The organism is Nioella aestuarii (genome assembly GCF_050896395.1).
GTDB lineage: Bacteria > Pseudomonadota > Alphaproteobacteria > Rhodobacterales > Rhodobacteraceae > Nioella > Nioella aestuarii.
Genome location: NZ_JBPBBA010000001.1, coordinates 141,665 through 154,434 on the forward strand (window position 1 = coordinate 141,665; position 12,770 = coordinate 154,434).

The window sequence follows — 12,770 nt, forward strand, 5'->3', positions numbered from 1 at the left end:
GGTCAGCTCGCAAAATCGTCGAAGAAGATGGCATCCGGCTCGACCCCAAGGTCGTCCAGCATTGTGATAACGGCCTGCATCATCAGGGGTGGACCGCAGAGGTAGTAGTCGCAGGCATCGGGAGCGGGATGGGTGCCCAGATAGGCGCGCAGGGCAACGTCATGGATAAAGCCCGTCTCTCCGGTCCAACCGTCATCTGGTTGCGGATCGGACAGGGCGACTGTCCAGCTGAAATTCGGATGCGCGGCGGCAAGCGCCTTGAACTCGTCGTCATAAAACAGGTCCGACCGGCTACGTGCGCCGTAGAAATATGACATACGGCGCGGTGGCGCGGTCCCGGCCAATTGCTCATGCGCGATGGCCCGCAAAGGAGCCATACCGACCCCGCCGCCGATCAGCACAATCTCTCGATCAGAGGGGCGCACACGGAAGGAGCCGTATGGGCCAGCAAGTGCCAGACGGTCGCCGGGGTTCAGCCCGAAGAGGTAGGAAGACACCACGCCAGGCGGCACACCTGGTTTGCCAACGGGCGGCAGGGCGAGGCGGATATTGAAAACGACCTTGCCAGCATCTTCTGGCCGGTTGGCAATCGAATAGGCGCGCGACACCGGATCTGGGCTATGGGCGGACAAGGATCGCAGGCCGCGACGATCCCAGATGCCCGCGAAATCACCTGCATCGACATTTGCAAAATCCAGCGCATAGGCCGGGGCCGTCAGTTGTCCGTATTCCCCGGCGACGAAATCGAAATCCGCCCCGTCAGGCAACGCCAGAACCAGCTCCTTGATCAGCGGCGCAAGAGAGCGGTTCGACAACACCTCGCAATCATAACGATCCGCCGACAGGACATCGTCAGGCACCTGCACAGCCATAGGTCCACGCAGGACGGTCTGGCAGGCCAGGCGTTCTCCCCTGTCCGTGGCGGGCTTGCCTAGCGTCCCTGTCTCGGTCGCAAGTGGCACTCCGGGGTTCTCGACAACCACCCGGCACAGCCCACAGGTTCCCGCCCCGGCGCAACCCGACGGCATCGGAATGCCCCCCGCCTTCAGCGCGTCGAGCAGCTTCTCGCCCGTCCGCGCCTCAACCTCTCTTCGCCCGTTCACCGTCAGGCGCACGGGGCGCGATGGCACCAGCACCGCGCGCGCAGCCATGACGCCAAGCGCCAGCGCCATGATCAGCGCAACCATCAGCAGGGTGGCAAGCAGGATCTGGGTCATGGCGCGGCCATCGTGGCAAAGGCGGTGAAGGCCATGGACATAAGGCCCGTGACTATGAAGGTCATGCCAAGCCCACGCAGCCCGGCGGGCATGTCGGCATAGGCCAGCCGTTCGCGGATCGCGGCCAAAGCAACAATGGCCAACGCCCATCCCACACCGCTGCCGAAACCAAAGACGATGGATTCCCCAAACTCATAGCTGCGTTCCGCCATGAACAGGCTGCCACCCAAGATGGCGCAGTTGACCGTGATCAGAGGCAGGTAGATGCCAAGCGCCGCGTAGAGCGCCGGGACGAAACGATCCAGCACCATTTCCAGCACCTGAACCATGGCGGCGATGACCCCGATAAAGGCGATGAGCCTCAGGAAGGTCAGGTCCACATCGCCCACGCCGATCCACCCCCATGCCCCCGGTGCCAGCAGCACATTCAGGATCAACTGGTTGACCGGCACCGTGATTGTCAGGATCACGATGATCGCCGCCCCAAGGCCAAGCGCTGTTTCCACCCGTTTTGACACGGCCAGGAAGGTACAGACCCCCAGAAAGAAACTGAGGATTAGGTTGTCGGCAAAAACCGCGCGCAGGAAGAGATCGGTCATGACAGAGCCTCCTCCCGGTCCACATGGGCAGCGGCGGGCTCCACCTGTTCCACCCGCCAGCTTCGCAGCGCCCAAACCAGCAGGCCAAGCAGCATGAAGGCCGAGGGGGCCAAAAGCATGAAGCCAAAGGGCCGATACCAGCCACCATCGGCCACAGTCGGGAAGATGGTCGCGCCGAACAACGTACCGAAGCCCAGAAGTTCCCGCACGAAGGCGATGACCATCAGGATCGCTGAATACCCCGCGCCATTGCCAAGCCCATCAAGGATGCTGGGGCCAACAGGGTTCGACATGGCAAAGGCCTCGGCCCGGCCAAGAACGATGCAGTTGGTGACGATCAGCGACACGAAAATCGAAAGTCGCTGACTGATCGCATAGGCATAGGCTTGCAGGATCAGATCCGCGACGATGACCATAGCGGCGATGATGGTGATTTGCAGGATCAGCCGGATCTGCGCGGGGATATGGCGGCGGATCAGCGAAATGACGGCGCTTGAGGCCATCAGCACGGCGGTCAGTGCAAGGCTCATGGTCAGGGCGGTTGTCATTGAGGTCGTGACCGCCAGCGCCGAGCAGATTCCGAGGATCTGAACCGTTACCGGATTGTCCCGCAAGAGCGGATCAAGGAGAGGTTTCAGAGCGGCTCTCATGGCAGATCCCCGCTGCGCAGGGCATCCAGAACCGGCCCGAACCCTAGCGGCCCAACCCAGAAGCGGATCATGTTCTGCACCCCGTTGGAGCTGCGGGTCGCGCCAGTGATCGCATCAACCTCGTATTCCGTCGTGCCCCCACCCCGAACCACGGCAACGCGGATTTCGCCCGCCTCGTCCATCAACTGCGTTCCCGGCCACTGCGCCAGCCAGCCCGGCGTCTGGATCGTGGCCCCAAGACCCGGCGTTTCGCCCTGCTCGGTGATCGCCAGCCCCACCACGGTGTTCAGATCAGGCCCAAGCGCCAGATAGCCCCGGATCGTCGATTGATAGCCCTGCCCAAAGACCGGCAGGATCACCAAGACCAGATCACGCCGTTCACGGGCCATAAAGATCTGTTGCAAATCAGGCCGGGTGCCGATGCCCGCGATGTCGTCCTCCGAGGCCAGGTCAGTGACCTGCGCAGGATCAACCGCGTCAGCCAATGACACGTCGCGCAAGTCAATCGTCAGCACCTCAAGGCTGTCGATCCCCGTGCCCGGCAATACCTCGGCCAGCCCCGGCGTTTCGGCAATCAGCGCCTCCAACCTAGCGCGGCGTTCGGCTTCTCGGTTGGCGTCGAGCCTCGGCCCAAGCAGCACCGCCGCGCTGGACACGGCAAGGGCGGCTGCCAGCGACACGAAAAACGCCATGGCCAGCGTCTTGCCCCTGCTGTCATTCGGGGCCGCCAGCAAACGTTGCCACAAGGATACCGGGTTCAGATCAGGCATGTCGCCGCTCCCTTGCCAGACGCTTTGTCGCGAGCGCCGCGTAGTCGATTGTGGGCGCAAACACCTGCGCCAGAAGCACCGCGAATACGGTGGCGCGTTCCGCCCCTGCCAGCCCCTCTGCCCCGGTCAAAAGGGCGATAAGCCCCCCGCCAAGCAGCCCATAGGCCAGCCGCGCCACCCTTGTTGTGGGCGCACAGACCGGGTCTGCCAGAAGCATCACCAAGCCAAATCCGGCACCGCCTGCCAACAGGGCGCTGTCCCATGGCGCGCCGATCAGGGCCATGACGCCAAATATGCCAGCGACACTTCCGACCAGCACAGGCAGAGGCAGGATTCCAAGCGCCAGCAGCAGTGCGGCTGAGGTGCCCGAGGCCAACAGCATGGTCGTCTCGGACCCCGGCCCCTCGGTACCGGGCCCTGTCAGAAACACCATCGCCAAAGCGGCTGGTGCAGCCCCAACCACGTTCCGGCCCCATCCGCCGAAGATCAGATCGGCCAGTACGATGCCAAAGCTCGCCCCAAGCGCCAGCTGCACCGGCGACAACCCATTCGGGGCCAGCACCGCCATTGCAACGGCCAGCACAGCGCCACTGGGCGACCATGGCACCCCGCGCAGCCTGCGAAACAGAAGCTGCCAAAGGGTGGCCACGGCCAGAACCGATCCCATGCGCAGCACAGCTTCGACGCCTTGGTCCACCACCACGACAGCCGCAGGCGGCAACAGGGCTGCGGCCATCGCCCACCCCATCATGTCCCGAGACCAGAGCCCTTTTGCGATCATGCTGCCTCCAACCGGTCCAGAATCGCCCGCAGGCGAATGCCGAAATCCTCGATGCCGCCGGACAGGTAAGTGGCCAGCGCCATGTCTTCCTCCAACAGGCCCAGAACCCCCATCCGCTCTGCTTGCTCAACCTCGCCCACGCTTAGCGCACGCAGGAGCGCCACGGCGGGGAAATCGGGGCCAAGTGATCGGGCAAGTGCCGCGTTCGGAATCAGCGCAGACCGCTTTAGAGCCATCCCCTTTCGGGTATGAAGCGTGGGGGCGTGTCGTGGGATCAAGCTGACCTGTAGATGCCTGCGCCGCAGAAAACGCCCTTCCTGTCCGGTCAGCATCGGTCCTGACAGAACGCGATAGGCGGGGTTGTTGGCTTCGCGACCGGCCAGAGCCTCTATGTCGGTTCCGATTGGCACACGTAGAAGCCGCGGATCCGTCGCCGCGGCCCCCGCGACCGACACCACCCTGTCTGGCGGCAAAGCGCCTTCGCGCAGCAATTGCCCCAAGGCCAGCACATCGGCATATCCGATCTGCCAGACGGGGTGCGCCATAGAGGCAGGACAAAGCCGTTCAACATGCACACCCGGCATTCCGGCAGGGTGCGGCCCCCTGAACGGAACGACGTGAACCTGATCGCTGATCCGGGCAAGTTCGGCACCAGGGGCCTGACAAACAAAAATAGGGCCAGAGCCAAGACGGCCAAGCCCTTGCAGCCCAGCATTGAAATTCCCCGCCTCTGCGCGGATCAGGGGCGCGGGATCGACCGCGCCTGGATCTGTCGCAATCGCGGTCACGACGATAGCGGACGGTGTTTCTTCTGGATGCGGGACATACCCGAATGGTCTGCGCAATATGGTGGTCCAGAGCCCGCTTTCCAGCATCAAGCGACGCTGGCCCTCTGGGGTGTCTGCCTTCGAGACATCAAAACGACGAGCTTCGCCTACGCCGCGCCGGATCACGATCCGGGACACCTGGCGCCGTGCCCCGATTACGATGTCCTCCACCGTGCCATTGACCGGGCTGACCACCACTCTTTCGGGTAGCGCGTGATCGTGCAGAACGGCTTGCCCGGCCACCACGGCATCCCCTTCTGCCACCACGCCACGCAGTTTCAGACCCGGATAATCCGCCCCGATCAGCCCGACGCAATCAGGTAGCGTCGCCACCCCGATCTCCTGCCGGGGGGGGCTGTCATCTGGCAGTTTGACACCTTTGACACGGGGCAATTCGGGATACTCCAGCTGGATTGGACACGGCCGCTTCTGCCTACCTTACCCGGTATCCGCCTACCCCGGATTGATGGAGGTCAAAGCCGGCCCCACCACAATCACCCATATTGGCACTACCGCTGTTCCCGCCCTGAAGGAGACTGCCATGAAGACTATGCGCGCCAGCCTGCTGGCCCTATTGACTGCCCTTTTGCCCACTGCCCTTCCCGCACAGGAAGGCGGCACCGCAGCCGCCGTTCAAGCCTGGGTTCAATCGGCCCACGGCGATGCCGCCGCCGAAGCCTTTTCCCATTGGAATGATGAGGATGAAGTACCGGGGGTCTGTGCGGTCTGTCATTCCGGGGCCGGGTTTCGCGATTTTCACGGGCTGGACGGCACCGCTGTGGGGGTGATTGATCAGACCATCGCACCGGGTGGCGTTGTTGACTGTGACACCTGCCACGCAGACGGCGCCGATGCTATCACCGAGATAACCTTCCCCTCGGGCGTCACTATGACGGCCTTGCCCAATGCGGGCACTTGCCTGACATGCCATCAAGGCCGCTCCTCTGGCCCGACGCTGCAGGGACAGCTGGCCGGGATGGATCCGGACGCCGCGAATGGTGAGCTTCGCTTTGTGAACCCCCACTACGCGGCGGCGGGCGCAACGACCTTCGGGTCAGAAGTTGCGGGGCTCTATGAATACATGGGCCGGACCTATGACGGCCAGTTCAGCCATACCGGGCCGATCACCACCTGTTCCTCCTGCCATGATCCGCATTCGCTGGAGGTTGTTACAACCGGCTGCGTCAGCTGCCACGAAAACGCAGACCCCGCGACGATCCGGATTTCCCGCATCGACTATGACGGGGATGGCAACATCACCGAAGGCATCGCCGCCGAAGTCGAGGGGCTGCGCCTGATCCTGGCTGCTGAAATCGCCGCCTATGCGGAAACGGTCGCAGGTGCGCCGATCCTCTATGAGCTGCACAGCTACCCGTATTTCTTCAACGACACCAACGGAAACGGCGAAGTCGATGAGGGCGAGGCGATCTATCCCAACCAGTATTCCAGCTGGACGCCACGCCTTCTTGCGGCTGCCTATAACTTCCAGTTCGTGACGCGAGATCCGGGCGGCTATGCCCACAACCCGAACTACACGCTACAGGCGATCCACGACAGCATTGTGGACCTTGCCCAAGCTTCTGGCCGCCCGGTGCCCGAAATTAACCGGCCATGAGTCGGCAATGACCCGGCGGCGTCACAACCCGCCCGCCGGGTCGATCAGCCCTTCGCGCAGCGCGTAGGCGATCAGTTGCGCGACGGAATGCACGTCAAGCTTCTGCATCAGGCTGGTGCGGTGGCGATCGACGGTCTTGGCACTGATTCCAAGCGTTTCAGCAATTTCCTTGTTGGATTGACCAGACACGATCAGGTTCAGCGTCTGTCGTTCCCGCGCCGTCAATTCCGGTGCCTCGGGCGCATTTTCCAGCATTGTCACCAGGCTCGATGCGATATGACGTCGCCCACGCAGGATGTTGGGCAGCTGTTGATAGAGCTCTGTATTGTCTTCGCCTTTCGAGAACAGACCATCTACGCCACTGGATACCAGTTCGCTGATCTTGCCCACGGACATGACGCCGGTCAGGATCACGATTTTCGTATCGGGCGACCAGCGGCGCGCCTCCAGCAGCACCTCCAACCCGCCCGCATGGGGCATCTGCACGTCGAGCAACAGCAGATGCGGCCGATGCTGGCGAACGGCTGATATGGCCTGCAACCCGTCCGCTGCTTCGGCCACCACGCCGATGCCGTCAGTTTCCACCATTCCGGGGGTTTCCAGCGCGGTGCGCAACCCCGCCCGTACAATGGCATGATCGTCTGCAATAACAGCGTGAAATCTTGGCTCAGGCAAACTAAGCTCCCCTCATTATCTTTCGAAAAGGCAATCTGTTGCGGGCGATCCTATCATTCCTTGTGGTCTGTGCGACCCTGCTTTTCACGACTTTGCCAGCCGCTGCGCAGATGCCCCCGGTGATGGAGGTCGATCCGGCCTATTCTTCGCCCAATATCGCGCCCGCCATGCGCTTTGCCCGCGATGTGGGGCAGCCAATTGCAGATATCGTAACCGCCTATATGGACGGCGCGCTGAGCGGCGATTTTGAGGCCGTGACCGCGCCCGCTGCCCCCTACCAACCGATCTGGGCGCTGACCGAATTGCTGAACATCGCCCCAGATGAAGGCCGCCCGCCGGATGCCTGGATCCTTGCGTCGGACACTCACGGCCTTGTGGCGCTTGACGTGTTCCTTGTCCGCGACGGCGGCGCGACCGAGCAGTTGCTGGCCCACGATATCCGCGAGTCCTTCGACCCGTCCGATTTCAGCGCGACACGACTAAGCAGCGCACCGGTAGAGCTGGCCGCAGGGGAGCGGGCGCTGCTGATGGTGCGTATGACCTATGGCGCGACTGATCTGGTGGATCTGAGCCTTGAGACCCCGGCCGATCATCAGGCCCGCACCTTCACGGACGGCCTGACGCTGGCCGGGTTCTATGCCTTTCTGGCCTCCTGCATCCTGTTCTTCGCGGTCTTCAGCGCCACCATGCGCAGCGATGTGGGCGGAGCTTACGCGGGGCTTCTGGCCCTTGGGCTGATCTTCATCGCCTATATCGACATTCTGTTATTCCGCTTCCTCTATCCCACCCATCCCACGTGGCACCTGCCGGTTGGCCTGTCGCTGCTCTATGCGCTTTGCGCGGCAGGGTTTGCCACTGCAGCCCTGTCCCTGACCCGGTTTGCCACGAAACCGAAACTGAAACGGGCCTTTCAGGGCCTTGCGGTGGTCTCGATCATCGCCATCGCCCTGGTCTTCATTCTGCCGCCCGAAATCATGGCCCCCGTCTCTTATATCCTTCTGGTATTGATGCTTGGCTCTCATCTAGTGGCGGGGTTCCATTGGGACATGATCACCGGCGCGCGCAGGCCGGTGTTTCGCGTGGTGGTGCTGGTGGCGTTCGTCGGGCTTGGCCTGCTGATCCTGCTGGCACTGGCGCGGCTTGGCTCGGTCGAGATCCCGATGAATTGGGCGATCAAAGCGATCTACGCGATCATTGCCTTTGGCACCATGTCGGGCCTCTCCGTGGGACTGATCGACATGCGCCGGGAACATGCGGCAGCGCTGGAACGAGAAATGGTCGCGCTTCAGAAAGAGGCGGAAACCACGCGCGAATTGCTGGAGGCCGAGCGCAATTACAGCCATGCCCGAGATCTGGCGGATCGGCGGCGGCAGCAACTGGCCACCATGTCACATGACATCCGGCAACCACTGGCCTCGCTGCGCATGACGATGGAAACCATGACCCGCGACCAGTCACCCGAGATCCGCGAACGCCTGTCCGAGGCGTTTGATTACATGCATGACCTCGCGCTTGGACATCTGGAAGATAGCCGACCGGAGGATGACCTGCCCGGCGATCCACCACCACCGGAACCAGAAGACGCCACCGACCCCTATGCCCTGTCGCTGATCCTGAACACGGTTGCGCAGATGTTCAGGGAAGAAGCCGTGTCGAAAGGGTTGCGACTGCGTGTTGTGCCCTCCTCTCTCGGTGTGACCGTGCCGCCTCTCATCCTGATGCGGATTGTGTCGAACCTTGTGTCGAACGCGGTGAAATACACCACCGAAGGCACGGTTCTGGCGGGGGTGCGCCGCTTGCAAGACGGGGCCAGGGTTGATGTTCTGGACACAGGGGTTGGCATGACGGCGGAGGAATTGGAAAGCTTTCGCCAGGCATGGTCGTCAGGCGAAACGAGCACTGGGCACGGGCTCGGTCTCTCGATCTGTCACGAGCTGGCCGCGCAGCACGGGCTGGACCTGAGCGTCACCTCCAGCCCCGGAAAGGGCACTGTATTTTCTCTGCGGTTTCCGGCAGGCCGCGTGGTAAAAGAGGCATCATGATGCGCCTACCTGTTTTGTTCCTTTGCGTAACCCTCCCCCTCGCGGCCATGGCCCAGACAGAGGTTGAGGGTGTTGGCCCCGTCACGGAAGGCGAGGTTGATGCCTTTGTCGTGGCCGATACAAACCGGGACGGGCTTCTCAGCTTTCCCGAGTTCCGCGAGTTCGTGCGCCAGATGGCTCGCACCGGCCAGCCTACGGCCCGGCTGATCCGCAACTTTGCCGCCTATCGTATTGCCTTTCGGCGTGTGGATGTGAACGAGGACGGGTTTGCCAGCCCGTCAGAGCTGCGAAGTGCCGACGACGATTTCCAAGAAAACGGCTAGGGCGTCTGCCGATTGGGGGAATGGCCCCATGTCACCGCGAATGCGACGGGCTTAGATCTGTTTTCAGCTTCACCAGGAAACAGGGACAGACCACCATGAACCGCCCATTCTCTCTCACCGCAGTTACCGCCGCACTGGCCATCGCCATGCTGCTTCCCATTGCCGCCGCAGTAACCCTTTCCGTCACGCTACCTGCTTCGGCCCTGACCTTCGAGATCAGCACTTCGCAGGCGAAGTAGCGCCGTTTGGGGGATCGACCCCATGCCCAGTTGACCGGCTGATTGCTAGCTTTCTTTCATCACCACCACTGACCCGAAAGACCGATCCCATGACCAAATTCATTCTCGCCACCCTTCTGGCGCTTTCCGCCGCTCCTGTCCTTGCCCAATCCGCTACCGGAGCAAACAACTATGTCGCCAATCCCGGCATACCGAATGCCGATACCGGCCCGCGCTATTGCCCCGAACTGGCGGATACCGAGCACCCGTTCCGCATTCGTTGCCCCTCCTGGCCCGAACCTACCAACGTGTCCATCTTTGGCTCGATCGAGACTCGTGTCGGGCAGGGTGTTGTCGGCGAGAATCCGGGTGTTCTTGTAGAAGACGGAAGACAGCTCGGCAGCGCTTACCGCAATCCGGCAGAGGAGGACGATCAGGACTGAACCAACCCCGCGCATTCCGCGTCATGCAGCCCCGCTGGCCCTCCGCTGGCGGGGTTTTCCTTTGCGGCCCTGTAGATTTGGGGGATCGACCCTATCCAGTGCGGGGATGCGGCGGGGTAGCCTGACATCAGAACCCGCCCCAGTCAGAAAGGTCGCTGCCATGCCCAGACCCAACCGCCGCCAGCTGCTGTTCCTACCTGCGCTTCTTTGGACCTTGCCAGCGACCGCAGACCTCATCCCTACACACCCGGCTACCAGCACTGTCCTGCCAATGCAGACCGGTATCACGCCTGGAACCTATCTTGGGCAATGGTCCGATGGCAGCGATTTGCGTAATATCCTGCGGGTGATCGGGCCGGACATGATCACCTTGCAGCGACAGGGATATTCCTCACCTCCGGTGCCATATCAGCGGGTTGCCGAGGACAGGTTCCAAAGCGGCACGGGACATACCGTGACAATGCTGAGCCCCACCCGGCTGCGCTGGACCAGCCCCGGCGGCATCAGCGTGATCTACGATCTGCAATAACCGGCTCTCAGCTCTCGGCCTTGATCGCGCGGTCCAGCATCAGCCGGAACGCCTTGGCCCCGGCGTCCAAACCAAGATCGATGTAAGGCGTCACCGGGTCTTTCATACCCTTGTGGACCTCCTCCAGAACATCCTTGTCTTCGAGGAATGCCATCCGTGCGCCATCATTCATATACTCGGAAATCGCCTGGTCCTCGGCATGATCATTGCGATGCTGGAACCAGAAATATCGGGTTCGATCCTCATCAATCGGGGTCATGAAGTTGTACGAGATGTTGACGAAAGTGTCTTCAACCTGAGGCTTGTCATAGCCCCCCGTTCCAACGGGCGTGTAAATCGACTTGTTCACCCCGATGGCGGGCATACACATCTCGTAATGTTGCAGCCGGTCACAGTCCCCATCGAACCGCACCAACTTGGCGTAATAGGGCGAGGGCGGCTTCTTTTCGATCCAGCGGGACACGACGACGCCGTTGTCGTGACGGTCGATATTCAGTGGCTCGTGATCCGTGCCCGCACCGGCAAAAGACGTGACATGCACCCAGGCCACGTGGCTGGGATCCAGCAGGTTGTCGCACACCCACAGGTAATGACAGTCGATATCCATAACCCCGCCATCGGTCTTGCCCCATGTAGGATCATCAAAATTGGGGATGTTGAATATGGTATCGGGGTTCGCCAGATCCGGGTCACCCATCCAGATCCAAAGCAAACGGTAGCGATCTACCACCGGGTAGGACTTCACCACCGCCCGGCGCGGGGTCATGCCGCGCTGTGTGGGGCTGTCGGTACACGTCCCGGTGCAGTCGAAGGTGAGGCCGTGATAGCCGCATTCGACCGTGTCGCCGATCAGGTTGCCCTTCGACAGGGGCAGCTTGCGATGCGGGCAGGCGTTTTCCAGCGCCACCGGTGTGCCGTCTTCCTTGCGATAGAAGACGATACGTTCACCCAAAAAGGTTTCCGCCTTCAGCTCGCGGCCCACATCCTTGCTCCAGGCGGCAACATACCAGCAGTTTCTCAGATACATGGGCGGCGTCCTTTCTTGGGTGGCTGCCGCCTATCCTGCCGGAAAGCGGCAATCGGCGCTATGGGGCAGTGGTAATGTAGCCATTAGGCGGGCTAATCTTTGGGGGCCATTGACTCTGGCATATCCGGTTCCGCCTCAACTTCGGACGTAATCCATGACAGGAAGCTCTGGACCTTCTTGCTATCCATGCGGTCGTGGCGCACCACCAGCCAGTAAGAAAGGGGCGATTGCGTGATCTCGGAAAAGGGGCGAACCAGACGCCCGTCGAGCAGCGCGTCAATGACCAGCGGCTTGCGTCCCAAAGCAACGCCCAGACCCTGAATTGCCGCCTGGACCACCAGGTTCGACTGCCCAAAGCGCCGCGACATCGCCGGTTTCGGAAGAGCCAGGCCACAGTTGCGCGCCCAGAACTCCCATGTGGGGGCTGCATTGCCGAAGCTTTCGTTTTCATCATGCAGCAGCGTGTGATGGGACAGATCGCCTATTTGCCTAAGGCCGCGCGTTCCTTCCAGCAAGGCAGGCGCACAGACGGGCGTCAGGCTTTCATGCATAAGATGTTCGACATGAAAGCCGGGGTAATCGCCAAGCCCGTAGCGAATACCAATATCAGCATCAGCGGCAGAAAACGGGTGCTGGCCGGTATCCGTCGCGATAGATACGGCCAGATGCGGATGCGCAGTGTCGAAGTTGAGCAACCGGGGAAAAAGCCACGTAAAGGCGAACCCCGGCAGGCAACTGATGACAATGGTGTTTTCTGACCGTGTCCGGTCTCGCAGCTGTGCGCAGACATCCGAAATGCGCCCCAACCCGTCCGAGATTGCGCGGGCCAGCTGATCGCCCTCTCTGGTCGGTTGTGATTTGCGCGCTCCGCGGATCAACAGCTCATGCCCCAGCCATTCCTCCAGCGTCTTCACATGCTGGCTGACGGCGCTTTGGCTGACGCCAAGCTCCTGTGCGGCTGCGGAGAAGCCAGACAGACGCACGACCGCCTCGAAGGCGCGCAGGGCAGAGAAGGGAAGATTGATGATCATATAAGTCAGCCTAATGAAACCCA

15 protein-coding genes are annotated in these 12,770 nt (G+C 61.8%); 6 read left to right on the forward strand and 9 right to left on the reverse strand.

What is annotated here, in order from left to right:
- Positions 1-2 precede the first annotated feature (2 nt).
- The 6 genes from nqrF to ACROHD_RS00750 are packed head-to-tail and all read right to left on the reverse strand — an operon-like array spanning position 3 to position 5,237.
- On the reverse strand, positions 3-1,217 hold the full coding sequence (gene nqrF, locus ACROHD_RS00725; protein ID WP_432675347.1) for an NADH:ubiquinone reductase (Na(+)-transporting) subunit F: 1,215 nt from the start codon (positions 1,215-1,217) through the stop codon (positions 3-5).
- Entirely contained in the window at positions 1,214-1,816 is a 603-nt protein-coding gene (nqrE, locus tag ACROHD_RS00730; RefSeq protein ID WP_432675348.1) for an NADH:ubiquinone reductase (Na(+)-transporting) subunit E, read from the reverse strand. The genes nqrF and nqrE overlap by 4 nt, the downstream gene beginning before the upstream one ends.
- Positions 1,813-2,466: an NADH:ubiquinone reductase (Na(+)-transporting) subunit D gene (locus ACROHD_RS00735; protein ID WP_432675349.1), complete on the reverse strand. Its 654-nt coding sequence runs from the start codon at positions 2,464-2,466 to the stop codon at positions 1,813-1,815. The genes nqrE and ACROHD_RS00735 overlap by 4 nt, the downstream gene beginning before the upstream one ends.
- Complete coding sequence (locus ACROHD_RS00740) at positions 2,463-3,236, reverse strand: FMN-binding protein (protein WP_432675350.1); 774 nt, start codon at positions 3,234-3,236, stop codon at positions 2,463-2,465. The genes ACROHD_RS00735 and ACROHD_RS00740 overlap by 4 nt, the downstream gene beginning before the upstream one ends.
- Complete coding sequence (locus tag ACROHD_RS00745) at positions 3,229-4,017, reverse strand: RnfABCDGE type electron transport complex subunit D (RefSeq protein WP_432675351.1); 789 nt, start codon at positions 4,015-4,017, stop codon at positions 3,229-3,231. Before ACROHD_RS00745 ends, ACROHD_RS00740 begins: the two co-directional genes overlap by 8 nt.
- Positions 4,014-5,237: a hypothetical protein gene (locus tag ACROHD_RS00750; RefSeq protein WP_432675352.1), complete on the reverse strand. Its 1,224-nt coding sequence runs from the start codon at positions 5,235-5,237 to the stop codon at positions 4,014-4,016. Before ACROHD_RS00750 ends, ACROHD_RS00745 begins: the two co-directional genes overlap by 4 nt.
- Positions 5,238-5,385: 148 nt before the next feature.
- On the opposite strand from ACROHD_RS00750, the gene ACROHD_RS00755 reads away from it, so the two are divergent.
- Positions 5,386-6,459: a cytochrome c3 family protein gene (locus tag ACROHD_RS00755; protein ID WP_432675353.1), complete on the forward strand. Its 1,074-nt coding sequence runs from the start codon at positions 5,386-5,388 to the stop codon at positions 6,457-6,459.
- Between the two features lie 21 nt (positions 6,460-6,480).
- Here the strand turns inward: ACROHD_RS00755 and ACROHD_RS00760 are convergent, their stop codons facing one another.
- Complete coding sequence (locus ACROHD_RS00760) at positions 6,481-7,134, reverse strand: LuxR C-terminal-related transcriptional regulator (protein ID WP_432675354.1); 654 nt, start codon at positions 7,132-7,134, stop codon at positions 6,481-6,483.
- 110 nt (positions 7,135-7,244) lie between these two features.
- On the opposite strand from ACROHD_RS00760, the gene ACROHD_RS00765 reads away from it, so the two are divergent.
- The 5 genes from ACROHD_RS00765 to ACROHD_RS00785 all read left to right on the forward strand — a co-directional run bounded on the left by ACROHD_RS00765 (position 7,245) and on the right by ACROHD_RS00785 (position 10,689).
- Positions 7,245-9,176, forward strand: coding sequence for a sensor histidine kinase (locus ACROHD_RS00765; RefSeq protein ID WP_432675356.1), 1,932 nt, complete (start codon positions 7,245-7,247; stop codon positions 9,174-9,176).
- A 47-nt stretch (positions 9,177-9,223) separates the two neighbouring features.
- A complete protein-coding gene (locus tag ACROHD_RS00770; RefSeq protein WP_432675357.1) occupies positions 9,224-9,499 on the forward strand; it encodes an EF-hand domain-containing protein in 276 nt (91 codons plus the stop codon).
- A 95-nt stretch (positions 9,500-9,594) separates the two neighbouring features.
- Entirely contained in the window at positions 9,595-9,738 is a 144-nt protein-coding gene (locus ACROHD_RS00775) for a hypothetical protein (protein WP_432675358.1), read from the forward strand.
- 89 nt (positions 9,739-9,827) lie between these two features.
- Complete coding sequence (locus tag ACROHD_RS00780; RefSeq protein WP_432675359.1) at positions 9,828-10,160, forward strand: hypothetical protein; 333 nt, start codon at positions 9,828-9,830, stop codon at positions 10,158-10,160.
- A 160-nt stretch (positions 10,161-10,320) separates the two neighbouring features.
- Positions 10,321-10,689 (forward strand): hypothetical protein, encoded by a 369-nt coding sequence (locus tag ACROHD_RS00785; protein WP_432675360.1) that lies wholly within the window; start codon positions 10,321-10,323, stop codon positions 10,687-10,689.
- Positions 10,690-10,696: 7 nt separating this feature from the next.
- Here the strand turns inward: ACROHD_RS00785 and ACROHD_RS00790 are convergent, their stop codons facing one another.
- Together ACROHD_RS00790 and ACROHD_RS00795 are read right to left on the reverse strand one after the other, a co-directional pair.
- A complete protein-coding gene (locus ACROHD_RS00790; RefSeq protein WP_432675361.1) occupies positions 10,697-11,716 on the reverse strand; it encodes an aromatic ring-hydroxylating dioxygenase subunit alpha in 1,020 nt (339 codons plus the stop codon).
- A 92-nt stretch (positions 11,717-11,808) separates the two neighbouring features.
- Positions 11,809-12,747 (reverse strand): LysR substrate-binding domain-containing protein, encoded by a 939-nt coding sequence (locus ACROHD_RS00795; protein ID WP_432675362.1) that lies wholly within the window; start codon positions 12,745-12,747, stop codon positions 11,809-11,811.
- Positions 12,748-12,770: the final 23 nt, after the last annotated feature.